The following is a 23,582-nucleotide window of genomic DNA, read 5'->3' on the forward strand; positions in this document are numbered from 1 at the left end:
TTGAAATGCCTGAATCACAGCGTTTCTACGAAAAAATGCGCCACGAGTAAACGTCCCTCGTTCATTCGCTTGTTATGCATTGCTCGCTAGGCCGAATGTAAGACTCGAAATTTTCGATATATTCATCAAGGTTTTCTTCCAGCATTTTCTCTGCGCTCATTTATCTGATCTAGTCCATGCTCTCCTGGATATAATACGTTTTCGTATTGACTCCAATCTGGATCAGGTATGCAACCAAATTGATACTGATGCGAGCTATATGTGGATACAAATTTTTTAACGCTGCTTTCAAAATCAAAGTTTGGAGCTGAATAAAAGTAAAACTGCCTCATACCGTCAGTGGTAACTCTGCCAACCATTTCTATTTTTCCATTTTTAAGATGCTCATCAAGCCTATCTTCATAGTCACAAAGTACATCGAACTCATCTTCATGACTTAGCCCATCTGCTCTTTCTACCTTTAGTCGTATGAAGAGCCAACAGAGCATAGAATACGTGCCTGGATCTAAATCTGATTGAGCATCTAAATCGAGGTATATAGACGCAATTTTTTCATTTACATTCGCCTGATAGAAATCCCAATCAGCCATAGTCCAAGAAATTCCATCTTATGCATAACGCACGCTTAAGCGGCGAGTGAACGTGTGCCAAAATTTGAGCGAAGCGAAATCGGCACACGTTTGCGAGTCCGCCTTGAAGCGCTTGTTAGGCATTTTCACACTTGAGTGATTGTTATATAGTTATTTGTTCCTTCAACTCTTTTAATCCAATGATTAATAGCAGTGTACTTACTAAGATTGTATTCTCCCTCATGAGCTACATGAGTGTATGCGTAAAGAGAAATGTCAGCTATAGATAAATTATCACCTACAAAAAAGTCATTATTTTGAAGGTGCTTTTCCATAACATCTAAGGCAGCATAGCCTTTTGGTCGCTTTTCATTAAGTTGGGTTTCATATTCTTCCTTTGCATTTAAAATTGAAATCCAATAACGCGGACCCGCAAGAAATGGCTGATGGCCACTTTGTTCGAAAGATAACCACTTTAGTATTTCCGCCTGTTTTAACCTTGAGGATGGCAATAAAAATGTGTCTGTTGCCAGATACCAAAGAATAGCATTAGATTCAGTAAGGAAATTATCATCTTGAATTTCTAAAACGGGAACTTTACCATTTGAGTTAATTGATAAAAATTCGGCTGTCCTAGATTCACCTTTTGTGATTTCAATAGCAATTCTTTGATATTCCATTTCCAAAAAGGATAAAATTAATCTGACTTTATAACAGTTACCTGATAAGGCGAATTCGTATAATTTGAGCATTTATAATCCTTTATATGCCTAACAACTTATTAGCGGGCATAAAGCCCGTTTAGTCCAAAACCGAGACGCCCGATTAGTACGCTAACCATCGTATCATCGCGCATCTTACATCAATATTATCAATTACATAGAACTATGACTATCTTTGCAAACTGACAAAAACGGGCGTCCCGCATTTAAATTCTTCAATTTCTTACTATAGAGTAAAAACTGTGTATATGAACAGTATGGTTAAACATCTATGAAATCGCCCTTTCTTCAATCTGTCTGCGAGTTTATGTATTCACGTCACTATTCTAAAAGAACGGTTGACACATACATCTACTGGATAAAGATGTTTATTATCTATAACAACAAAAAGCATCCCGCAGACATGGGAGACAAGGAGGTAGAGCTATTTTTAACTTATTTAGCAAATGAGCGAAAACTGGCAGTGAAAAGTCAAGCAACAGCGCTCAACGCCGTTGTTTTTCTCTACCGGCAATATATAAAAAAACCGCTTGGAGAAAATTTGTCTTTCAATAGATCAAAAGTATCCCCAAAACTTCCCGTCGTACTGACCAAAGATGAGACTATACGCCTCTTCCAACATCTTCCTCCTAACCTTAGCCTTCCGATAAAACTGATGTATGGGAGCGGATTGAGAGTCACTGAAATGTTAAGACTTAGAGTGCAGGACATTGATTTTGACTATTACGCCGTTTTCGTTTGGCAGGGAAAGGGTAATAAAAACCGAAAAGTCACCCTAGCCAAAGAACTTGTTCCCTTGATTAGGAACCAAATTGCGATAGTTGATAAATACTTTGAGAAAGATATTTCTAACCCTAGCTTCAGCGGCGTCTGGCTTCCAAATGCGTTAGCAAAGAAATACCCCGCAGCGAGCAAACAGCTTGGGTGGCAATTTCTTTTTCCCTCTAGCAAACTTTCGGTAGACCCTAGCTCATCCTTGATTCGGCGTCATCACTTAGATGAAACGACCATTCGAAGAGCTATAAAGCGTGCAGCAAGAGAAGCTCAAATTGTAACCCACCACATAGATTGAAATATTGGGGAATAAATAGGATCGGGTGGGATTAGGTGAGACAAACCCAAGGCCACCAAGTGATTGAGGCTTTTTCAAACATCAAGTTTCAGGAAATTGGAACCGGATAAAATGAGACGGGATTTGGGCTATTTTTGAGGAAATCCGAAAATGAGGAGCCGGATAAATTGAGAAGGTTCCGTTACTTTAAACAGCGTTCAGGCCAATGGGAAAAAGGCTTTATTCTTGATTGAGGCCAGATCCCTTCCCAATTTAAGCGTTCAGAGAAAAGGAACTCAGATCCCTTTCTACAAAAGCAGCAAAAAAATTTGCTTCTACAAGATGTTAAAGCATTCTAAGTAGAAATTAGCCTACATAGAAAAGGAACTAACTAGATCCTTTTCCCGGCTAGTTTCTGAGATGTTCATCAACTTAAGTCTTTACCTAGCCAAACCACACGCCCTAGCAAATTAAGCTTATCTGCTTCAGTCTCAGACAAAGATTCTATTGATGCCTGATTCATATCAGCGTGCACATCAACGCCACCGTCAACCTTTACGACCAACCAACGAATAACAGTTGCACCTTTCAATTTAAGCGCGAAAGCACCGTCTGATAAGACTCTGTCCGAGAAGTCGATCATGACAGTATCACCGCCATTGATTAGCCCCCCTTCCACAGCACTTTTAACAAAAAAGACTTTGAGGTTGTCGGGATTAAATCCTCGCCATGATAACCATCTTTTCCTAAACGCAAGTCGCCTACGAACCTCTCCTACATATTCATCATCGGAGATTTGATCGATGGTGCTGTGATAACCATCAATTAGCGCGAACTCTTTACCTAGTTCTTGAGAGCTATTGGACTCAAGAGCGTATTTCTCCCCCTCACCCGTCGATAACCATTCCAAAGACACACCACGATATCTGGCGAACCTCACAACCTTGTCAAAAGAAGGAACCGAGCGAGCTGGCGGCAAGTACTTTCTAAGTCCGCCTTCAGAGATCCCAACAGCAGCAGCAAAGTCTTTCAACGTAGCTGTCCCGATAATCTCTTTGAGTCTTTCTGGGAACGAGTCAAAGCCCTCTTCTGGAAATGAAACGTCATCCAAATTTTTCGACATTTTTAAACCAATTGATATTCAAAGAGTTAATAAAACCACATGCAAATTTAATCACAGCGCAATCAATTTACCGCCCTAAAGTGACTTGATAAGTCTTATTGTCCGCTTTGGTAATTTACCGAAACAGACAGCTACATAGAGACTAACACGGAGCATAGACATGAAGGTAGATACTGCCGATGAAATATGCGGCGCATTAAAAGCTCAAGGATACAGCGTAGCTGCCTGGGCTAGAGATAAGGGGTTTCACCCAAGAACAGTCCATCACTGCATCAGGGCATTCGCACCTGAGACGGGAAATAAGCCCTGCAGAAAACTATCTAGGAGCATCATGGATGAGCTTGGCAAGGCTCTCGAACAAGATGTATTGAGGACAACTAATGAATAAACAATGGTACTCCGTCCTTGAACTCGTTGGTCTGCCAGGCGTTCCGACAACCGCTCGTGGTATGAGAATCAAAGCCGAGCGAGAAAGTTGGGAAACAAGAAACAAAGATGAAGGTAAAGGTTTCGAGTACCACATAAGTTCTTTGCCTAAATCCACAATTGCAGAATTAACAAAAGATGCAGTCCTTGAGCCTCAATGTGAACACGCTGCTTTAGAGCTTATAAGCGAATTAAACCAAGAAGAGAGAATGCTAAAACATCGCGTTCATACTCTTTCAGCTCAAGCAATGGGCGTTCTAAATACTTACCCTGAAAAAGACAAGAAACTTGCCTTTGCTCGCCTCACGATCGTGGAATATCGAGAAGCCTTCCTACGCGCTTTCGAAAACCAAGTAACTCATGGGCACAAAATGTTTGTGCAAGCCTTTAAAGCAAGAGAATTACCACTCGATACGAACGTTTATGACACTGTAAAAAACATCAGTCGCGCGACGGTTGATCGCTGGGAAAGCAGCTTAAAGGAAGGAGGGATCTTAACGCTTGTTAGAAAGCCGAGTGCTCGCCGTGGCGATAGCGTTATTGCTAACCAAAGTGAGCTCGAAAAGTTCTGTATTGCTTTGTTAATAGAGCGTCCTCACTTCAAAAATCAACCTTACAAAATGCGCGAATATGCGAGTGTCCAATCAGAAAAGCTAGGTGCTGGCTGGAAGATACCTGGAGCGTCCAGCTTTCGACGCTGGATAATACAATGGGTCACCTCAAATCAAGGAAAATACACATTTTCTACTGATCACAAAGGCTTTTACGGTAAAGAGCGCGGCCTCATTCAAGAGCATGAGCCTTGGGTAATTCAACCCAATGATCTTTGGGAAATGGATTCAACACCCACTGACATTATGTTGAATGTTGATGGCAAACTTGTCCGCTTTTCCATCATCGCATGTATTGATGTCTTCACTCGTCGAGTAACAATGTTACTCGCCCCTACATCTACCTCCACAGCTGTTTCGCTATGTCTACGCAAATCTATTTTAAGTTGGGGGCTACCCAATGAAGACGGGCAAATCAAAACGGATAATGGTTCTGATTATGTTGCCAAAACAACCGTCTCAATCATTCGAGGGCTCGGGGTAAAACACGTAAAAGCAACGCCGTTTTCTGGCTGGGAAAAGCCCTTTATCGAACGTTTTTTTGGCACATTCCAAGGCGGTATTGTGGAAGTGATGCCCAACTACATCGGTCACAACGTCAAAGATAGAGAGCTTATTGAGGCACGCCTTGAGTTTGCGGCCCGAATTGGCGAAGGCAAGAAAAAGCGCTACGAAGATGCCCTAAACATCGGCATGACGCCGACCGAGTTTCAGGCGTTCATGGATGACTGGCTAGAACACTGCTATCACCAAAAACCTCATAGTGGCTTAAACGGCTTAAGCCCCTACCAGAAATATTCACAAACAAAATATAAGCCAGTGATTGTGCCAAACCCTCGCGCGCTTGACGCCATGCTCAACTTCGCCGGAGAGAAAAGCATTCGTCGCGGTGGCGTTCAGGTCAACAGGCTCGTCTACCGTGCGCCAGAACTCCAAGAAGAAAAATACATGCGTCAGAGAGTCAACGTATACCTCGATCCATGCGATGTGGCCCGCGCCTATCTCTACCCCATTCACGGAGATGGTGAGTGCATTGAAGCCGTCAACGCTGACTTGATAGGCCGTGAAATCAGCCCTCAAGCCTTCATCGAAGCCAGACGTAAAACCGAAAAGCAGCTGCGTCAATTTAAACGCGATATGAAGCGTTATTCCGAGGAATTCGGCATAGATGATTTGGCCGCCGAAGCCATAGCCCAGGCAAAAGCCAAAAACAACACAGTGCCATTTCCCAAAGAAAGCATCGAACACAACAACGAATTACTCACCGCCCTAGAAAAAGCGGGCGTGAAGTCATCAACAGAACGCAGTAACGCAGAGCTCGAAGCAATTGAGCGCCATAGAGAGCAACGGAGAAAACAAGCCGAGCGCACTGCAGCGCAAGAGGCTCGAATGCTCAAAGGAGAACGAGAAATCGCCTGGGATATGGCAGACATCTTGGTTAACGGCGGCGAGTTAGACGAAAGGCAGCAAAAGTGGTTTAGCAACTACATGCGCACACATCAACTCACTGCACCTCAAATTAAAAAGTACATCGAATCCGGCGGTAAAACACGTCGGTTGGCTAAGTGATCTTGGCTTTGGGTATGACCTGAAGCGAGAAGGGACGGCTCACAATCCTGGCCGATTGTGAGCCCGATTAATTGCTCGTAAGAGCAACCAAAACCATAAGGTATGATAGACATGAGAAATAAGATTGTCGATGTGAAAAACGTGTCAGCCTCCTTGGCACTGTTAGAAAACCTATTAACCCGCTCCCAAATTGTGCCCGGTATGGGATTAATCCATGGCGAAAGTGGTTTTGGAAAAACCACCGCTCTTCAGTATCTCTTCAATCTGGATAGCACCAATGGCGTATACGTTCGTTGCTGCGCGAGCGATACACCTACCAGCATCTTAAATCGCATAGCCAAAGAATGTGGCCTTATTCCTGCGGGACGCGCTTACCAAACTCTCGACGACATTATCGAGTGCGTTCGCAGAAACGAATTTAGCCTGTTTGTTGATGAAGCTGACTATGTCGTTGGCAGCAAGAAAATCATGGAATCATTTCGTGATATCTACGACAACACCGAGCAGCCTGTTGTTCTGGTCGGTATGGAAGAAATCGCCCGCCGAATCTCACACCGCAAACAACTCCATAACCGCATCAGCGAGTGGGTGGAGTTCAAACCTGCCGACTTACAAGATGTCGCCACCTTTGCTTACGAACTTATGGAGATCGATGAGCACATCCAACTCGATGATGCAGTTCTCGATCACATCCGTGTGAAATCCCGTGGCGTTGTTAGAACCATTCTCTCGGCACTTAGCAAAATCGAGAGGTCAGTCAACGGCAACCCGCCTCCTGACGGCATAGTCACCATGGATGACATCTCAGGTCTTGATCTATTCATGACAGTTTCACGGGTTTAATAAGGAAGTCGTATGTCCAGTCCAAGTCAAACGATGTTGATCTGGGAATACCTTTCGCGACACCCAAACTCAACAGCCAGAGAAATTTCTGACGCTTTAAGCCTAAATCGCAGTTACTGCAATAGATTTGTTAATCAGTTAATGCGTGAAGGATTTGCCCATAGGGTAAGTGGCAAAGGCAATTGGAAGAGCCCTAGGCGATTCTCTGTCAACCCAGAGCTGAGGCCAAATTTAGGCTACGACGCTAAAAAAGGGTCACCAGCGACAAAGCGGTTTAAAAAGAAAGCGCGACAAAAACTTTGGAACAACATGAAGATAGAGAAAAAGTTTACGATTTCTTCAATTTTAGCCTCTATCGACGTTCCAAAGCCCACCGCTTACTCCTATCTAGCTGGGCTTAGAGCTGCAGCATACATAGAAATGGTGTTTGACGGAAAGTCATTAAAAGGGAAACAAAGTGGAACCTTTGAACACAGGTATCTCCTCATTCGTGATACGGGTCGTCTGGCTCCAATCGTCAGGAAAGATGGTTGTTGGGATCAAAATGAACAGGTGTTCTATCCCTTTCAGACGGTAAATAGTGGGAGTGCATCAAGTGCCCAGCATAGCAAAGGAGGCGTAAACCATGACATGGTTTAACGAACTGAGAAATCAGGTGGATGCCACTTCGCTAGGCAGCGTCGCCAATGCTATGGGGGTTTCCAAGGCGATGATCTCTCAAGTCCTTAATGGCAAATACAAAGGCAACATGCAGCGGGTTCAAGGTCTGGTGGAAAGCGTATTCATGGGGTACACGGTTGTGTGCCCTGTCTTGGGAGAAATTCCAAAGCATAAATGCGCCGCACATCAGAACGCCAAACATGTTGGCAGCACCCCCAATGCCATACGCCTTTGGAAAGCCTGCAGAAGCGGTTGCCCAAATAGCCAATTGGATGAACGTTTAACCACTCCTATCAGGTTAAGCATTGAGTCCAAAGCAGCCATGCAGAAATCAGAAAAGGTTCGCTCCCAACCAACCAGTGAAAAAGCAGCACTGCGCCAATACGATGCAGCCGCCGTTTGCGCACGGTTGGAAAGGCAAGCAAAAACCGATTCTGAACACATGGCCGGAAGCTATCACCGACTGTACATCGAGCTACTCAAACGCGAGTTGATAGCCGTTGGCAATCGCTACAACCGCCTAATTAAAGAATGAACATCGTGAATCAGCCAAGAGGTAATAAAAGGCTGAAACTCGAACCAGGGAATGAGGAATTCAAGATGAAAAGTTTGAATCCACAACATCAGGTAAAGCAGCTGCTGCGGGCTCTGCAGAAAATGAACTGTAGGGTCACTAAAACAGCTCAAACCGAAAAAACGCTGGTGATACACGTTGATGCCCCCGTACCGGAGCTTCAACACCATAGCGTTCTGATCACTGAAACCGTTAATGGCCTGACCCGTCGCATCCGCGCCGCACGTCACTCAGGCTGCTGTGTCGTATGGGAGGATTAATATGACTGTTCAAATTCCACAAGGTTACCGCGTTAATGCACAAGGCCACATGGTGCCGGAAACTCAAATCAAAGCCATCGACCTACTGAGAGACGATCTGGTTCAGAACGTAGTGTCTGCAGCCAGGGAACAGCAGCAAGCACTGGCAGCGTTCAAACTGCTGGCGATGAATGAGGTCACTGACTTTGTTGACCTGTCTGCAGAGGAATACGACGTCAAATATGGCGGCACGAAAGGCAACGTCACCCTGATGAGTTTCGATGGCCGTTACAAGCTTGTCCGCGCAAAAGGAGAACACAGAGTGTTTGACGAGCGAATCCAAGCGGCCAAGACCCTTATCGATACCTGCATCAACCGTTGGAGCGAGAACGTCAACGACCATATCAAAGCGCTGGTTGATCATGCTTTCCGGGTCAATAAACAAGGGCGTATCGATGTTAACCAGGTGCTCTCACTGCGTCAGTTAGATATCGATGATGCCCAATGGAATGAAGCCATGGATGCCATTGCTGATTCAATCCAGGTGACAGGTACCAGCAGCTATCTGCGCCTGTATGAGCGCAACAGCGATGGCAGCTATCGCCAAATTCCGCTCGACATCGCCAAGCTCTGAGGTGGGCCTATGAAACGCGAGATAGATATCGTCATGCCACTTATCCGGGGCCCGAAAGATATTGAACTGGGAGAACGTCGTCTGGCTTTCTTTGAAAGAGCCCGAAGCCGCCACAAAACAGAGGAACTGGTCATGTTACTTCGCACTGTACAAGGTGACGAAGCCAGCAAGCCAAACCTCTATCAGCGGGGCGTTGCTGACATGCTGCAGTACCTATTGGGTATCACCCATAAGCCTCCCCTCTCGGAGCAAGATTAAGCCTGAATCCAAGCCCCGAAACGCTCGGGGCTTTTCTTTTTAACGAGGGAATAAACCATGATTAAACCCCGTTTAAACCTTCCACTGGCAGGTTTCAAAAAAGCCCGCACTAACGAAGCAAATGCCTTGGTTAAAGATACCCAACTCATTCATTACGAGGCACCAGAATGCTCAGCGCTTTATGGCTATGCCAAAGAGGGGCAGCTTATCGCTGTCGAGTTTGTACAACTTGGAGCTGTTTCTGAATGGTGGATTAAGGAGAACAACTAATGGAACAGAGAACACGCCTGATTAGGCTAATCCATATTGGTAAAAGAGAGCTTGGCCTGGATGATGAAACCTACCGCGCCCTGCTGCAGCGAGAAACGGGTAAAGACAGCTGTAAGAACATGCTGAATAATGAGTTAGATACCGTACTTCGAGTAATGGAACGCCAAGGCTTTAAAAGAAAGAAAACCTCCAAACCCAGCCAAAATAAAAAACGTCTCAGTCCAAAAACCCAAGGCCAGCCCACTGTAATTTCCAAAATCCGAGCTCTTTGGATCACGATGGCCAAGGATGGGGTTATCAGAGATGGGTCAGAAGCAGCGCTTAATGCCTATGTACGTAGGATGACAAAAAACCAAACTGGTAGAGGAGTTGATAATCTTGCTTGGTGCAGTGCTCAAGAAGCTCTTAATGTAATTGAAAGATTAAAACGATGGCAAAAAAGAACTAAAAATGAGCTCAAACACTAACAACTAGTTAATCTCTTCTACCTCTAAAATCAATAAAGGAAGGCGACAAAATATGCCGCTCTTCCTTGCTTTAGCTAGCCCTCTCAACTTGATCAAGCAAAGCATCTTTTTCAGCCTGCGTTTGTTTTTTGCTCACCGCCTGTTCGGCTTGCTCTGTCGCCTTTTGATTTACTGTCTTGAAGATTAAAAATTTACCCTTTTTCATCGCCAGCTTTAACTCAAGCGCGTGCTCATATTCTTTACGCTTCTCTTCCCTTGTGTTTTCTGAGATTAGCGGATCATTGATCTGATCTTTAAGCTCTTTAAAATAGCCTCTAGACGACCAGATAGCGGCCAACTCAGTGATTGACATCGCACTTAAGCTGCCTAAAACATTGAAGATGTAAGCAAGGAAAATTGTGAAAGCTGGAACTACATAGACTGCATTCTCTTTGAGAAAAGGTTGTTCTAAGCCAGTAGCGAAATCTAACGCTAGAGCACCAAATACAGCAGCGCATCCATTTGCAATTGTTGGTGTAGTAAGGGAACTCTTATTACTCATGAAGCATTCCCTTCTTTTTGCTGGCTACTTTGGTAGATCTTAGCTACAGCTGCATAGAAGTTTTTATCCTTCGAAACATCAACTACTTCACTTTTAACAACGTAGCCTTTGCTGTCCTCCAACTCCATAGTGACATAATGAGGCGGTGAAAATTTGTATAGGATAAACGCGACAATTAACTTACTAACCCAGTAAAGAATGGGCGTACAAGCCAATATGAGCAGCAGTACTTCAAATACTTCTCCCATTACATCCTCCATTTGGTTAAGAAGCACATACCTATCAGGGGAGGCTTACTTTAACGATAGAATAAGTTTTGTCCAGATTTATCGTATTTTCTTTTTCAACGATCTCAACGAAATAAGCGTTTACGAAAATATCCGGTTCTTTTCCTTTGTGGAAGTTAGACAGGAAATCTTCATCTTCCATTTTGACGGTGTAAGTTACGCCATCAACATCTTCAACACGCCAGTTGGTATCTTTGTCTTTGTGTACGGAAAGAAATGTTACTATTTTCTCATCCATCGGCTTATTTGCTATCACATCAATTACAGTAGTACTTTTAGCTCGATAGTATTTCTCATCAGCCTGAGTTACCGATACATACTGAATCCGCTTTGCTTTGTCTTCTTCGGCAGAAAGTGCTTCGAACACTTCAATACCACCATCACGTAATGGCTTGCTTATGATCTTACTGAAAGCACCTCGGACTGATGTTGAAGCGAGAAGAGGACGCATGTAACTAGGTGCAACTTTCTCTTCACCATCTTCGGTCACTATTTTACAGTTACCTTCCTCGGTCATGGTTATTTTCTGAATTTTCTTAGCTTTTAGCCATTCGAGGTAACTTATCAATGATCCGGCTGCTATTGGGCCACCGAAACCGATAATCTTAAGTAGCTCAATGCCATCAGGTAGTTGCTGACCCAAGGTAAATAAAAACTCAAAAGAACCTTCTCGGAATCCTCCTTTGATTTGGAGATTGAGCTCTTCCTCTTTACCGCCCATTTCTTCATGGACTTCCCTTACTAATGCTTCAATCCCCTGAAGAGAATCAGCAACCAATTTAAGGTTCATTGAGTGCTCAACGAGAGCCTCTCCATCATATCGCAGTACAACTTGTTCCATTACATAAATCTCATATGAGTCAACATGCTTATAATAGTGCTTTTAGGAACAAAAATGCATAACTTAAGGTGAAAAATGTAAGCCAAATCAAAAAGCTGTATCTTAGTATTCACATAAAATACAATCGACATCATTCAAACTTTAGTTTCTTGTTTAGCGTGATAACTTCGTACCAATAAAAGCTACAGAAAGCCCGCCACACCTGACCTACAGACCAGTTGCTAGCTCAAGTGAAAAATCCACCATTGACGATCCTTTTTGATCCATCTGCAATAGATGTATCAATGTTTTTGGTGAAGTGGGGCAACAATGAAAGCAAAACAAACCGACCTGTTTGGAGATGGGCATCTCGACCCATCTCTGCTCGAACACCTTGACCATCTCCCGGATGAGCATAATGCCTGGCCAACTATTCTGTTGGAGCTTCATGGCGTGCTGCAGCAAAGGCTGAGTAAACGTGGGATTGATATCCCAGAGCTGGCGCTGGAGTGCGTGCTGGATATTGGCGAGTACATGGGCGGTATGCAGGTTTACCTGCCAAGAGGCGACCGATTACGCCAACAAATTCGAGACATGAACATCTGGCATGAATTCAACGGCACGAATACAAAAATTCTTGCGAGGCGCTACGACGTCACAGAGAAAACCATTTACGAAGTATGCGCCCGGATGCGTAAAATGGAACAAACAAGGCGGCAACCAGACTTGTTTGGTTAATTCCCCCAAGCACTTCTTGACGCGAACCAGACCGCCAACTTACCGACTACTGGCCCCTTCTCTCCGGGGCCAATTTTTTATCTGGTCAAAAACAATCACCAACGGTAATCCGCCAGACTCCCCCCGCCCTCATAACCTGACTGAAACCACCTACTGAGGTTTCAGTCATGCAATACCCCTTTAACACAAACGCTTTTCCACCCGCCTTTTGTCATGCTGTGCATTTTGTGCTTGAGCGCGAAGGCGGCTATGTCGATGACCCGCTAGATGCAGGCGGCGAAACCAAATACGGCATTAGCAAACGAAGCTATCCCAACCTCAATATCGCTACGCTCAGTCTTGATGATGCAGTGGCCATCTATCACCGCGATTACTGGATTAAAACCGGATGCCCTCACCTTCCTGCAGTGGCAGGCTTTCTGGTGTTTGATGCTGCTATCCAACACGGCAAACGCCAGGCAATTAAACAACTGCAGCGCGCTATTGGTGTGGTTGACGATGGTGATGCTGGCCCCAAGACCCGCGCAGCCGTCGAGCGCACCCCACCATTTGTACTCATCGCGCGATATAGCCTTCAGCGTGCCCGCTTTTACGCCAAGCTCGTTGCTCGTAAACCCAAACAAAAACGTTTCCTGAATGGCTGGTTCAACCGCATTGATGAACTGGCCCAGGAAGCTATTGCCTTCGAATAAGGAGCAAACCATGGCCCTAGCTACTATCGCGACTATCGCAAGCCTCGCCACCGAGTTCGGCCCCACTGTTCTCCGGGGTATTGGTTCCCTGTTCGGCGGCAAAACGGAAAGCGTCGCCAAGGACATTGCCAACCTGGTTGACCATGTTGATACCACGGTGAATGGCAAAGCAGCCAAAACGCAGAAGGTAGAGCAGTTGGTCGCCCAACTGCCACCCGATGCCCTGGTCGAACTGGAGACCATCAAAGCCGAGCTGGAGAAAGAGAAAAACCGCCGTCTGGAACTCACACTGAACGACAAACAAAGCGAACACAGGGAAACCCAGACGACCATCCGCGAAGGCGACAAAGCGGAAGATGAATATGTCCGCCGAACCCGCCCCAAAGGCGCTCGACTGTCTTTGTATTCCTGTATTACTTACATCTTCCTGTTTGAGGGACTGGCCGCATTTAGCAAAGGTGATGGGGCCAATATGGAATTTGCAGGCATCTTAATCGCACCGTTCCTGACTTACATGGGCTGGCGAACGCTGGATAAACGCGGTCACACCACCGCGATTAAAACGGCGTTTAAACAGGGATTATCTGCCTTTCAAACGCCGACTCAACAGGGGGCACGATGAGTGATATCGCCGATCGCGCTCAAATCAGCGATGAGATATTCGAAAGCGCCCTGCTTCACGCCCATCAATGTCGCCACCGGGACACCGCAGATATTGATGACGAGGGAAATCACTGGTGCATCAGCTGCGGCGAATTAATCCCCGCTGCACGTTTAGATGCCGAGCCCGATGCGGCGCGCTGTATTGAATGTCAGCTCTATCACGAACGCAGGGGGCGTTAATGACTCTGGAGCTCATCCGAACCTGGTGGCCAATAATGGCCACCGTACTCAATGTACTTTTTCTGCTGGCCTGTTTCGCCCTGATGAAAACCTTTGCCCGCAAAGAAGAGCTGCAGAACATCAAAGAGGCGCACAGTGAATTGGCACAGCGTCATATTGCCCTGCAGCAACAGGTCGAGAAATTACCCGACCATGATGAAGTGTCTGGCCTGAAACTCAGCATTGAAAAACTGCGTGGCGATATTCGGGAAATCAGGCCCAAGCTCGAAGGGCTAGACCGCATCAGCAACCTGCTGCTGGAAAATGAACTCAAGGAAAAGAACGGATGACATTGCAAACATTACTTCAACAAGACCGACGCCTGGTGATGTTGCGCGTGCTCAATGAAATGCCAGGCTATGAAGCTAACGATTCTATTATTGATTCCGCGCTGGATGCTTATGGCCATAATGTCAGCCGCGATTTGGTGCGCACAGAATTAAGCTGGCTCGCGGAGCAGCTGCTGGTCACGCTTCGCGATGTTGCAGGCACTCAAGTCGCGCGTATTACCCAACGCGGTATTGATATCGCCACAGGCCAGGCAACCCACCCTGCCATTAAACGCCCACGTCCAGGGGAATAATATGGCTGACAAGGCGCACACCAAAAACCGCATCAGCAAAATAGACAAGTTGCCGGACGATATTAAAACCCAACTCAATATTCTGTTGCGTGACGGCAAAATGCCCCAGACCGAAATCCGCGAACAGATTAATGCGTTGATTGATGAGTTTGACCTGCCCGACGAACAGAAAATCAGCCGCAATGCCCTAAGCCGATATTCGCAAAGTTTCCATAAAGGCATGGCGCGTTATCAGCAGGCACAACAACTTACCCAACAATGGGTAAAACAATTTGGTGAAACCCCGCAAACCGATATTGCCCGGAGCTTAATTGAAATCGGCAAAAGCCAAATCTTCGATATTCAAATGAAAGCGCTGGAAGAGAATGAACCGCTCGACCCGAAAACCCTGTCCGTGCTTTCACTTGCCATTAAACGTTTGCAGGAAGCGCAAAGCGGCAGCGTGAAACTCGAAAAAGAAATACGTAAGCAGGCCATGGAAGAAGCGGCAAGTACAGCGGAACAGGCAGCCAAAACATTAGGGTTAACCAAAGAAGGGGCCACCACCATCCGCAATCAAATATTGGGGCTGTCTTCATGAATACCCATCAAGAGCGCTCACCCATTGCGCGCGCAGTTAATCATCTTCATTACCAATATGATGAAAAAGAGGTGCTGCTCCCCTATCAGAAATATTGGATTGAGGATGAATCCCCGCTCAAGATTGCCGAGAAATCACGAAGAACCGGTATCACCTGGGCCGAAGCTTGTGACGCTGCCTTAACCACATCAAAAAGCAAAGCCCATGGTGGCTGTCATCATTTTTATGTCGGCTCAAATAAAGAGATGGCCCGCGAGTTTATTGATGCTGTCGCCATGTGGGCAAAAGCCTTTGATAAAGCAGCGGGCGAAATTTGCGAAGAAGTCATCGAAGAAGAAGACAAAGATATTCTGACCTTCGTGATTTACTTTGCGTCCGGTTTTAAAGTGCAGGCCCTGTCATCCAATCCTTCAAACCTTCGCGGGATGCAGGGAAACGTCACTATTGATGAAGCCGCCTTTCATGAACGTTTAGCGGAAGTGTTAAAAGCCGCCCTCGCCTTAACCATGTGGGGCTGTAAAGTCCGGCTTATTTCTACCCACAACGGGACTGAAAACCCGTTTAATGAACTCATTCAACAAAGCCGCGCGGGGAAAAAAGAATACAGCGTTCACACCATTACCCTGAGTGATGCCTGTCATGATGGATTATACCAACGTATTTGCCAGGTCAGCGGTCAGCGATGGAGCCAGGAATCCGAAGATAATTGGATAGCCGGATTAATTAAAGCAACGGCCACTGAAGAAGATGCGCTGGAGGAATATTTCTGTGTGCCGAAATCCGGCTCAGGTGTTTATATTCCCCGAAGCTATCGTGAGCGCGCAGCCATATTAGAAAACAACGTGGTTCACTTCAGTGGCTCGACTGCGTTTAACGCCCTGCCCGAACCTTTACGAGTATTGGAGATGGCCGAGTGGTTAAACATTCACGTTAAACCCCTGCTTGATAATTTGCCCCAGCACCTTCGCCATACCCTCGGGGAAGATTTTGCCCGCTCTGGGGATTTAACCGTTTTTGCACCCTGTACCGTGCTGGCCAATACCCAGCGCCAAATTCCTTTTTTGGTTGAGCTGTTTAATGTGCCGTTTAAACAACAAGAACAAGTGCTGTATTTCATTGCTGACCGATTGCCACGCCGTGATGGCATCAAACTCGATGCCAGAGGCAATGGCCAATATTTGGCCGAGCAAGCCGCAGAGAAATACGGGGCAGAAGTCGAACAGGTGATGTTATCGACCGCTTATTACCGCGAAAACATGCCTCGCTTTAAAGCCGCGTTTGAAGATGACGAAATACAACTTCCCAAGAATGAAGATGTGATTAATGACTTTTCATCGATTCAAATCATTCGTGGGGTACCCAGCATTGATGACACCCGCACCAAATCCAGCGACGGCCATCAACGTCACGGGGATTCGGCCATTGCCATCTTTCTTGCCTATTTAGCATCCAAAGAAGAATGCCGCCGTTATGAATTGCACCGCATTGTGCAAAAGGAAAGCCAACGACACCTGCATGATGACACCCGCCGACAGTTTACACACACCCGTGGCCTGAAAGGCATGCGCGGTGGCCTGCTTTAGGAGAGCACCATGATTATCAACCCAGCCACCAATAAGCCCTTTACGCGGGATGAAAAAGAGGCGCTGCAGCAACACCATAGCCGTGCCCATGTCACCAGTGTGCGCCGCCCGATGGCCGCCCACTCTGTCGCCAGTTATCTCTCTCCAGCTAAGCTCGCCAACGTGCTGCGCAATGCCATCAACGGGCAGGCCGAAGACTATTTTATCCTGGCGGAAGAAATGGAAGAGCGCGATACCCATTATCGCTCGGTACTCTCCACCCGTAAGCTCGCTGCAGCCTCCATCAGCCCAACCGTGGAAGCAGCCAGCGACGATGCCCAAGACCAGAAACTGGCCGAAGCGGTTCGCCAGCTTCTCCGCCATCCACAATGGGAAGATTGCGTGTTTGACCTATTGGATGGCATTGGTAAAGGGATTGGCCTGGTTGAATTACTATGGGACACCAGCGACACGCCCTGGCAACCGTTCGAATACAAATGGGTAGACCCGCGCTTTATCCGGCTGGATGAGGACACACAAAGTGAGCTGAGATTACTCACCGACGACAGCCCAAGCGATGGTGAACCTCTCGCCCCCAATAAGTACCTGGTACATCTGCCACGCATGAAGTCCGGTCACTGGTTACGTGCAGGTCTCGCCCGCGTGGTTGCTGTCATGTATATGCTGAAATCCTTTACGATTCGGGATTGGTGGGCATTTGCCGAAGTGTTTGGCATGCCCATCCGTGTCGGGAAATACCACAGCAACGCCTCTGAAGATGATATCCGTACCTTAATCGATGCCATCGCCACCATTGCCAGTGATGCGGGTGCCGCTATCCCTGAATCCATGCAAATAGACATGGTGGAAACCGCCAAAGGCAACGGCGGTGATACCTTGTTTGAAAACATGGCCGAATGGGCCGACCGCCAGATTTCAAAAACTGTCCTTGGCCAGACCATGACCACGGATGATGGCTCCAGCCAGAGCCAGGCCAAAGTCCATAACGAAGTGCGCCAGGACATTATCAACTGGGACGCCCGCCAGCTCGCCAACACACTGAACGCCTGTTTGGTGAAGCCTTTCATCGACATGAACTGGGGGCCACAAAAGCACTATCCCCGTATCATCCTCAAGCTTGAAGAAAGTGAAGACATCAAAGCCTGGGTAGAAGCCATCACCCCGCTAATAGACAGAGGCATGAAAGTGCAGGCATCAGAGGTGCGTGACAAGGTTGGGCTGTCTGACCCAGAAAACGACGGCGAGCTGCTCCATGCCATCAACAATGAGCCAGTCTTTGAAACTGCATTGAACCGACAACAGTTAGCCCTTAACCGTGCCCTACCCGCCATTGATACCGAGGCAGAAATTGACGAACTGGTAAACAGTGGGCTGAAAGACTGGGAAACCGTCAGCGCCCCAATACTGAACCCCATCTTAGAAGCTGCGCAACAGGCCGACAGCTTCGAAGATTTTAATCTGGCCCTAAGCGATATCGCCAAAGAACTTGAAGCTACTGACTTTGCGGAGCAACTCGCCAGGCTTTGCTGGCAAGCCCGAGCCTTGGGAGATGTAACCGATGGATAAGGCTATCGTCCCAGAGGAAGCGCTAGCCTATCTGAAAGCCAAAGGGTTAAAGGTGGGGTTCCATCATGCCGATGTGTGGAAAGAAGAACACAACATCGCTTTCACCGTCGCCAAGATGATGCAGCTCGATATGCTGCAGGATGTGAAAGACGCCCTCACCGAAGCGCTGGAACAGGGCCAAACCTTCAGCCAGTTTGCTGCGAACCTAAAACCCTACCTGATAAAGAAAGGATGGTGGGGAGAGCAACTTGCACGTGACCCGCTTGATGGCGATATCAAAGCCGTAAAACTCGGCAGCAATGCCCGATTAAAAACCATTTATCGCACCAACATGCGTACCGCACGTGCGGCAGGCCAATGGGAACGCATTGAGCGCACCCAAACCACCCATCCCTTTTTGCTGTATGAACTAGGGCCAAGCCGGGAACACAGAAAAGAGCATCAAGCCTGGGCGGGCATTATCCTCCCAGCTGACCATCCCTGGTGGCAAACCCACATGCCGCCGAATGGCTGGGGCTGCAAATGCAGAGTGCGTCAGCTGAGCCAACGTGAAGCAGATAGGCTGATTGCTTCAGGACAATACAGAACGGAAGCACCACCGCATGAGGAAAGGGATTGGGTTAACAAACGAACAGGAGAAATAGAGCGAGTACCGAGGGGGATAGATCCGGGGTGGAGCTATCATCCGGGAAGCCGAAAAGAAGAGATAAGAAGGCGATTTGGGAAAACGCAGCAGGAGGCGCTCTGAGCGCCTCTATGGTGTTAAGTGATGCGGTTGGTCTGATGGTCGGTGTTTAAGCGATTGTGTTGGAGTTTAAACAGGGATTAAACTCCAACGTTAGAACTAAAGATTTAAAAAAGCGAACATGGTGTTCAACTTCTCTCTACATCACCACGACAGGATGAGCTCTATCCTTTGGGGAACCACTGAATTTAGAATATGAAATCATACTATTCGCTGATGGTTTGCTTTTACCATAAACACTATGAATGCTAAAAAACACTTCATGTTGAGAGTTGCTGGCGAAGCCACTGTAATTATTCTGAATCATTCTATAGACTTCAGCTTCAAAACGTTCTTCTGTCATGTAGCATAAGTTTTGACACTCATCTATTAAGTCTTGAGCTGTTGGTCTACTTTCAGGCTGAGGAGATAAACAGCGATCTATAATCCGTTGTAATTCTGTAGCCAAAGGCGAAAACTGTTTGTTGGTGGTCATAAAGGCAGGCCATGCAACACGATTATTCGTTTTTACGTTAACTGCTGCATCTAAATAGACCCCGAACGGATACTCACCAGTGAGCAATTTAAACATCATCGCGCCAATAGACCAAATATCAATGGCACAAGTTAGTTTATCTCCTGGTTTTCTAAACATCATTTCAGGGGCCATAAAAGGAAGTGCTCCTTTAATCGTACCCGATGTCGATCTGGTTAAATCTCCAGAGTTAGCCTCTTCCTCAAAAACTTCTTCGGTCAAGGTGGCAATGCCAAAATCAGTGATTTTTAGGTAGTTAATACCAGCACTTGAATCTACCATAATATTGCTAGGTTTTAGGTCTCTATGCATCACCCCCTGTTTATGGGACGCATTTATTCCTTTAGCAAGCAAATGAAGAGTTCTAGCGCCTAAATGGGGATCTAGAAATTCACGAGTTTCAGTCTTTTGCTCAAGCGTCTGACCATCTACGAATTCTTCAATCAGAAAGACTTGATCTCCCTCTTCAAAGTAATCAATCGTTTTTGCCACATTGTGATGATTGACTCTCGCAGCAATTACAGCACTAGCTTGAAAGCGTTTAGTTTTCTGGCCCAACTGAGGAGTTTTTAAAGCTACATTTTTATTTAAGTATGAATCATTGGCTAAGTACACATCTTGCATGCCTCCTGCGCCAATGTGCCTGATGATAGTATATCGCCCACCAAACATCGTACCAGATTCAATCATGAAACCACCTCAGGGTTAGAAATATCAAAGGTTACAAATCCACGGTTTTGGCCCGCTTCCAAGGTAATTACGGATGCTTGCGGCATCGGAAGCCCCTGCCTAGCACCAATATTGTTAATTGAAACAGTCCCAGATAGAGCAGACACAAAGAACCTAAAGCCGTCATACTCAATTTCTATCTCAGAATGTCCGCTAACCTGACTTCCAAAGCGAAGCTTCGCTTTTCTATTAGACGAGCTAATCTCTTTCGCTTCAGCTCCCATGACCAACAACCCTTTATGTCGATCTTTCAATAAATGTTTACGAAGAGAACTTTCCACTTCATTCATGGTTGGACGATCAGATGCTTCATATGACAAGCAGCTCTCTAAAAGTAAACATAACTCAGGCTCTAACTCAATGTAAGAACTTAACCAATCAGTGCCTACTGGTGTTGGAGGCTGATTAAACAGGGATACTTGTGGAGGTACCCCCGCTAATGCTAAGGCAGTAACTCCAAAAGCATAAACGTCAACAGAAGAACTAAACTCCGCTTCAGTTCTGTTCCACAGCTCAGGAGCCATATACCCTATAGTACCTATAATGCTGCGTGTCTTAGCTGCATCGGTACCTCGAGATAGGCCGAAATCGAATATTTTCAAAACACCATCAACACTTCTCCGGATATTGTTAGGCTTTATATCTCTATGAATGATTCCGGAAGCATGGATGTCAGCAAGACCACAGGAAATTTGCCACAACGTAAATATAAGCTTAGCCATGTCACCTTTACACTCGCTAGGCTCAAGGTCCTTACCTTCAATATACTCTAATACTAAGCCGATTTTTTGCTCATACCGTAATACATCGTATAACTGAACAACATGTTTAGAACGAAGCTGCATTAACGCAAGTTGCTCGTCAAACATACGCCGCTCTTCACCAGCATCTTTAATGAATTTAATTGCAACTTGGCGGTCTAAATGTGAATCACAACAATAGAGTATATCTCCCATCCCACCACTAATTTCATCGCCAACAATATTATATCTACTAGGAATCTTCATCTGTTCCTCGATCCGAATGATCACATGTACTGATAGTTAATTGAAAATCTTCCACTTCCGCTACTTTAGGGCGAGAGCTCGATTTTTTTCTTTTTGTTGTTCTTCTTACACTTTCTTTCTTAACGGGATATTTATCATCGTTTAACTGATGTTTAACTTCCTCATTTTTTATATTCTCTTCACATTCGGATTTATTGCTTTCATCTTGCTTTTGGTTTGAATCATTAACTACTGGTGAAACTTGCAAATGCTGCTGTTTAACTTTATCGGTATGGGAGATAACTGGAAAGATGGTTCTTCCAAATGGATCTATCACTTCGGAATATAAACCTGTTGCTTCCCTTTCATTAGTATTAAGCAATTGTAAGTCTATAGCACAAATTGTTGCATTGTCAGGGCTTCCGCACCACCTAGCAATAGCAAGTAATCTTTCAACAACTTGAACAACATTATCTGAATTTTCTACAATTTGGCTAAGTGTTTTAGGCTCAATATAGTGCACTCCATCTGAAGTTAAATAAACTCTTTCAACTACTTCATCAAGCTCAGTTATGTGTGCCCTAATTCCATCCCCCATTCCAATAAACTGTAATAACTCTGTGCCAACACCTCCAACAGCTTCAGCAAGAGAATCATCAATGCTTAATCGAATAAGTTTTTTATTTTTATCCTGACCATATATACGACTATCACCAACATTAATCGTAACTGGTGGATTAAGGTTTGACACTAGAATAGCGGATAAAGTACAACCTCCATTGCCTCTATACTCCTCAAATACTGTCTGGTTACATTTTTCGGTAGCAATTAAGGCCTTTGATAGAAGAGAGTTGTTATTGTCGGATTCTAAAATTGAAGAACAAAAAGCTGCCAAAGCTAACTCTGCACACCTTTTGCCATCTCTCATTCCTCCCATACCATCAGCTAAGGCTAACAAGAAAAGCTGCTCATCTTCTTGAGAAAACTTCATCGAAAGAGCTTTATCTTGATTTTGGGATCTATTTAGCCCTTGATCTGATGCTAGCGCAATTGAGCCTCTTTCCGCGTGTATTAATCCGCGGTTCAAGACCTCTCTTGAGAGACTATCTAGCAACAGTTGTTGAAACATATATTTAACCTGTAGTCCATTGAATACAATCAAACTTTAAATTACCACAATGTGAGGTACTGAACTACCAAATCTCCCTGAAATTAGATACATCTTTTAGCCAATTAGTCATGTCCAAAGAAGCGATATATGGTAAGGCTAAGAACAACCACCCCCGTAAATCTCAACCAATACCCCACCCTCTTATTCTGGCCACAACCGTTTAACCAAAACGCAGGCCACCGCAATGCCAGACACTCCTCAAACACGCCACCTGGCGCTCTGTTTTCAACTGCCTCCACAGCAGGCAGATGCGCGTGAGCGTTGGCTGGAGCTTATCCCTGCTGGCACTTTCTCCGGCATCGATGGCCGCAGTTGGTCAAATTCATCGCCTGATGACGTAGTACTGAACTCTGCCGCTTCTGCACCCTGGGACATTGAACACGCTACTCACATCAAAGGCCCACTAGGCGAAGAAGCCCCTGCCTATGGCTGGGTGGAAGAATACGATGTGCGCGATGGTGCGATTTGGGGCCGCGTTGCCTTCAACCGTGAAGGCGTGGACATCATTACTGAGCGCAAATACCGCTACTACTCCCCTGCTTTTCTGCACGATGCACAAGGCAATGTGACTGCGATTGAATCCGTAGGCTTTACCAACAAACCCAACCTGACCGAACTCCCTGCACTGAACCGACAACAACAGGAGCAAGAAACCATGACACTCCCTGTCACTCTGGCAACGGCGCTGGCGCTGGATACGGCCACCGCGACCGAAGCAGATGCCCTCTCAGCGATTGAGACGCTGAAATCTGACAAGCAGCTGGCGCTCAACCGCGCCGACAACCCTGACCTTAAAAAGTATGTCCCGATGGAAACCCATCAGTTAGCGCTGAACCGTGCGGAAGCGGCCGAGGGTCAACTCAAAGCCCAGCAGGACGCAGAAACCGAAGCCGTGATTGATGAAGCTATCGCGGAAGGCAAGATTGCACCCGCAAATAAGGCGGCGTTCCTGTCTATGTGTCGCACTGACCGCGAAGGCTTTGACCGCTTCCTGGCGTCTGCGCCCAAAGTGGTGAGTGATGAAAGCCGACATACCCAGCCACCAAAAAACAAAACCAACCTGGATGAGCACGAGCTCGCCATCTGCCGAAAGCTCCACATCACGCAGGAGCAATATCTGGCCGCCAAAACCCACACACAGGAGTAACC

General features: G+C 46.1%; 31 protein-coding genes. 22 read left to right on the plus strand and 9 right to left on the minus strand.

From position 1 onward, the window contains the following. Positions 1-125: 125 nt before the first annotated feature. Together VP504_RS03625 and VP504_RS03630 are read right to left on the minus strand one after the other, a co-directional pair. A complete protein-coding gene (locus tag VP504_RS03625; RefSeq protein ID WP_325892993.1) occupies positions 126-590 on the minus strand; it encodes a DUF695 domain-containing protein in 465 nt (154 codons plus the stop codon). A gap of 125 nt (positions 591-715) precedes the next feature. Beyond that, entirely contained in the window at positions 716-1,321 is a 606-nt protein-coding gene (locus tag VP504_RS03630) for a glutathione S-transferase family protein (RefSeq protein ID WP_325892869.1), read from the minus strand. Between the two features lie 277 nt (positions 1,322-1,598). On the opposite strand from VP504_RS03630, the gene VP504_RS03635 reads away from it, so the two are divergent. Next, a complete protein-coding gene (locus VP504_RS03635; protein WP_325893976.1) occupies positions 1,599-2,363 on the plus strand; it encodes an integron integrase in 765 nt (254 codons plus the stop codon). 406 nt (positions 2,364-2,769) lie between these two features. Here VP504_RS03635 and VP504_RS03640 read toward each other — a convergent pair whose 3' ends face one another. Next, the gene (locus VP504_RS03640) at positions 2,770-3,465 is read right to left on the minus strand and encodes a helix-turn-helix domain-containing protein (protein ID WP_325892994.1); all 696 of its coding nucleotides are present in this window, start codon (positions 3,463-3,465) and stop codon (positions 2,770-2,772) included. A gap of 160 nt (positions 3,466-3,625) precedes the next feature. On the opposite strand from VP504_RS03640, the gene VP504_RS03645 reads away from it, so the two are divergent. The 10 genes from VP504_RS03645 to VP504_RS03690 all read left to right on the plus strand — a co-directional run bounded on the left by VP504_RS03645 (position 3,626) and on the right by VP504_RS03690 (position 10,016). After that, complete coding sequence (locus tag VP504_RS03645; protein ID WP_325892995.1) at positions 3,626-3,853, plus strand: hypothetical protein; 228 nt, start codon at positions 3,626-3,628, stop codon at positions 3,851-3,853. Further along, positions 3,846-6,071, plus strand: a complete 2,226-nt coding sequence (locus VP504_RS03650) for a DNA-binding protein (protein WP_325892996.1) — start codon at positions 3,846-3,848, stop codon at positions 6,069-6,071. The genes VP504_RS03645 and VP504_RS03650 overlap by 8 nt, the downstream gene beginning before the upstream one ends. A gap of 111 nt (positions 6,072-6,182) precedes the next feature. Further along, positions 6,183-6,914, plus strand: coding sequence for an ATP-binding protein (locus VP504_RS03655; protein ID WP_325892997.1), 732 nt, complete (start codon positions 6,183-6,185; stop codon positions 6,912-6,914). 12 nt (positions 6,915-6,926) lie between these two features. After that, a complete protein-coding gene (locus VP504_RS03660) occupies positions 6,927-7,553 on the plus strand; it encodes a winged helix-turn-helix domain-containing protein (RefSeq protein ID WP_325892998.1) in 627 nt (208 codons plus the stop codon). Further along, positions 7,540-8,109 (plus strand): hypothetical protein, encoded by a 570-nt coding sequence (locus VP504_RS03665; protein ID WP_325892999.1) that lies wholly within the window; start codon positions 7,540-7,542, stop codon positions 8,107-8,109. The genes VP504_RS03660 and VP504_RS03665 overlap by 14 nt, the downstream gene beginning before the upstream one ends. 65 nt (positions 8,110-8,174) lie before the next feature. After that, a complete protein-coding gene (locus VP504_RS03670) occupies positions 8,175-8,408 on the plus strand; it encodes a hypothetical protein (RefSeq protein WP_325893000.1) in 234 nt (77 codons plus the stop codon). A gap of 1 nt (position 8,409) precedes the next feature. Continuing rightward, the gene (locus tag VP504_RS03675) at positions 8,410-9,021 is read left to right on the plus strand and encodes a DUF3164 family protein (protein WP_325893001.1); all 612 of its coding nucleotides are present in this window, start codon (positions 8,410-8,412) and stop codon (positions 9,019-9,021) included. A 9-nt stretch (positions 9,022-9,030) separates the two neighbouring features. Further along, a complete protein-coding gene (locus VP504_RS03680; RefSeq protein WP_325893002.1) occupies positions 9,031-9,279 on the plus strand; it encodes a hypothetical protein in 249 nt (82 codons plus the stop codon). A gap of 57 nt (positions 9,280-9,336) precedes the next feature. Further along, entirely contained in the window at positions 9,337-9,549 is a 213-nt protein-coding gene (locus VP504_RS03685; protein ID WP_325893003.1) for a hypothetical protein, read from the plus strand. Beyond that, positions 9,549-10,016: a gp16 family protein gene (locus VP504_RS03690; RefSeq protein ID WP_325893004.1), complete on the plus strand. Its 468-nt coding sequence runs from the start codon at positions 9,549-9,551 to the stop codon at positions 10,014-10,016. Before VP504_RS03685 ends, VP504_RS03690 begins: the two co-directional genes overlap by 1 nt. A 70-nt stretch (positions 10,017-10,086) precedes the next feature. Here the strand turns inward: VP504_RS03690 and VP504_RS03695 are convergent, their stop codons facing one another. Genes VP504_RS03695 through VP504_RS03705 form a run of 3 tightly spaced genes read right to left on the minus strand, consistent with a single transcriptional unit; the run spans position 10,087 to position 11,685 of the window. Beyond that, complete coding sequence (locus VP504_RS03695; RefSeq protein ID WP_325893005.1) at positions 10,087-10,557, minus strand: hypothetical protein; 471 nt, start codon at positions 10,555-10,557, stop codon at positions 10,087-10,089. Then, positions 10,554-10,805, minus strand: coding sequence for a hypothetical protein (locus VP504_RS03700; RefSeq protein WP_325893006.1), 252 nt, complete (start codon positions 10,803-10,805; stop codon positions 10,554-10,556). The genes VP504_RS03695 and VP504_RS03700 overlap by 4 nt, the downstream gene beginning before the upstream one ends. A 34-nt stretch (positions 10,806-10,839) precedes the next feature. Then, a complete protein-coding gene (locus tag VP504_RS03705) occupies positions 10,840-11,685 on the minus strand; it encodes a hypothetical protein (RefSeq protein WP_325893007.1) in 846 nt (281 codons plus the stop codon). Between the two features lie 309 nt (positions 11,686-11,994). Here VP504_RS03705 and VP504_RS03710 point away from each other — a divergent pair, with 309 nt between their 5' ends. The 10 genes from VP504_RS03710 (at position 11,995) to VP504_RS03755 (ending at position 19,036) form a co-directional block, all read left to right on the plus strand. After that, entirely contained in the window at positions 11,995-12,402 is a 408-nt protein-coding gene (locus VP504_RS03710; protein WP_325893008.1) for a Mor transcription activator family protein, read from the plus strand. A 167-nt stretch (positions 12,403-12,569) separates the two neighbouring features. Further along, positions 12,570-13,094 (plus strand): glycoside hydrolase family 108 protein, encoded by a 525-nt coding sequence (locus VP504_RS03715; RefSeq protein WP_325893009.1) that lies wholly within the window; start codon positions 12,570-12,572, stop codon positions 13,092-13,094. A gap of 10 nt (positions 13,095-13,104) precedes the next feature. Beyond that, entirely contained in the window at positions 13,105-13,716 is a 612-nt protein-coding gene (locus tag VP504_RS03720) for a hypothetical protein (protein WP_325893010.1), read from the plus strand. After that, on the plus strand, positions 13,713-13,937 hold the full coding sequence (locus VP504_RS03725; protein WP_325893011.1) for a TraR/DksA C4-type zinc finger protein: 225 nt from the start codon (positions 13,713-13,715) through the stop codon (positions 13,935-13,937). The genes VP504_RS03720 and VP504_RS03725 overlap by 4 nt, the downstream gene beginning before the upstream one ends. Further along, positions 13,937-14,266: a DUF2730 family protein gene (locus tag VP504_RS03730; RefSeq protein WP_158174741.1), complete on the plus strand. Its 330-nt coding sequence runs from the start codon at positions 13,937-13,939 to the stop codon at positions 14,264-14,266. The genes VP504_RS03725 and VP504_RS03730 overlap by 1 nt, the downstream gene beginning before the upstream one ends. Then, positions 14,263-14,559: a VpaChn25_0724 family phage protein gene (locus tag VP504_RS03735; protein ID WP_158174742.1), complete on the plus strand. Its 297-nt coding sequence runs from the start codon at positions 14,263-14,265 to the stop codon at positions 14,557-14,559. The genes VP504_RS03730 and VP504_RS03735 overlap by 4 nt, the downstream gene beginning before the upstream one ends. 1 nt (position 14,560) lies before the next feature. Then, positions 14,561-15,139 (plus strand): DUF3486 family protein, encoded by a 579-nt coding sequence (locus tag VP504_RS03740; RefSeq protein WP_325893012.1) that lies wholly within the window; start codon positions 14,561-14,563, stop codon positions 15,137-15,139. Continuing rightward, positions 15,136-16,722: a hypothetical protein gene (locus tag VP504_RS03745; protein ID WP_325893013.1), complete on the plus strand. Its 1,587-nt coding sequence runs from the start codon at positions 15,136-15,138 to the stop codon at positions 16,720-16,722. Before VP504_RS03740 ends, VP504_RS03745 begins: the two co-directional genes overlap by 4 nt. Positions 16,723-16,731: 9 nt before the next feature. Further along, the gene (locus tag VP504_RS03750) at positions 16,732-18,288 is read left to right on the plus strand and encodes a DUF935 domain-containing protein (RefSeq protein ID WP_325893014.1); all 1,557 of its coding nucleotides are present in this window, start codon (positions 16,732-16,734) and stop codon (positions 18,286-18,288) included. Then, positions 18,281-19,036, plus strand: coding sequence for a phage head morphogenesis protein (locus tag VP504_RS03755; RefSeq protein WP_325893015.1), 756 nt, complete (start codon positions 18,281-18,283; stop codon positions 19,034-19,036). The genes VP504_RS03750 and VP504_RS03755 overlap by 8 nt, the downstream gene beginning before the upstream one ends. Before the next feature lie 136 nt (positions 19,037-19,172). On the opposite strand, the gene VP504_RS03760 is transcribed toward VP504_RS03755, so the two are convergent. Genes VP504_RS03760 through VP504_RS03770 form a run of 3 tightly spaced genes read right to left on the minus strand, consistent with a single transcriptional unit; the run spans position 19,173 to position 22,391 of the window. After that, positions 19,173-20,237 carry a serine/threonine-protein kinase gene (locus VP504_RS03760; protein ID WP_325893016.1) on the minus strand — a complete coding sequence of 355 codons (1,065 nt, stop codon included), beginning with the start codon at positions 20,235-20,237 and terminating at the stop codon, positions 19,173-19,175. Continuing rightward, positions 20,234-21,283 (minus strand): serine/threonine-protein kinase, encoded by a 1,050-nt coding sequence (locus tag VP504_RS03765; RefSeq protein WP_325893017.1) that lies wholly within the window; start codon positions 21,281-21,283, stop codon positions 20,234-20,236. Before VP504_RS03765 ends, VP504_RS03760 begins: the two co-directional genes overlap by 4 nt. Beyond that, positions 21,270-22,391, minus strand: a complete 1,122-nt coding sequence (locus VP504_RS03770) for a PP2C family protein-serine/threonine phosphatase (RefSeq protein ID WP_325893018.1) — start codon at positions 22,389-22,391, stop codon at positions 21,270-21,272. Before VP504_RS03770 ends, VP504_RS03765 begins: the two co-directional genes overlap by 14 nt. 226 nt (positions 22,392-22,617) lie before the next feature. Here VP504_RS03770 and VP504_RS03775 point away from each other — a divergent pair, with 226 nt between their 5' ends. Beyond that, on the plus strand, positions 22,618-23,580 hold the full coding sequence (locus VP504_RS03775) for a phage protease (protein WP_325893019.1): 963 nt from the start codon (positions 22,618-22,620) through the stop codon (positions 23,578-23,580). Positions 23,581-23,582: the final 2 nt, after the last annotated feature.

The organism is Grimontia sp. NTOU-MAR1, assembly GCF_035758505.1.
Lineage (GTDB): Bacteria > Pseudomonadota > Gammaproteobacteria > Enterobacterales > Vibrionaceae > Enterovibrio > Enterovibrio marinus.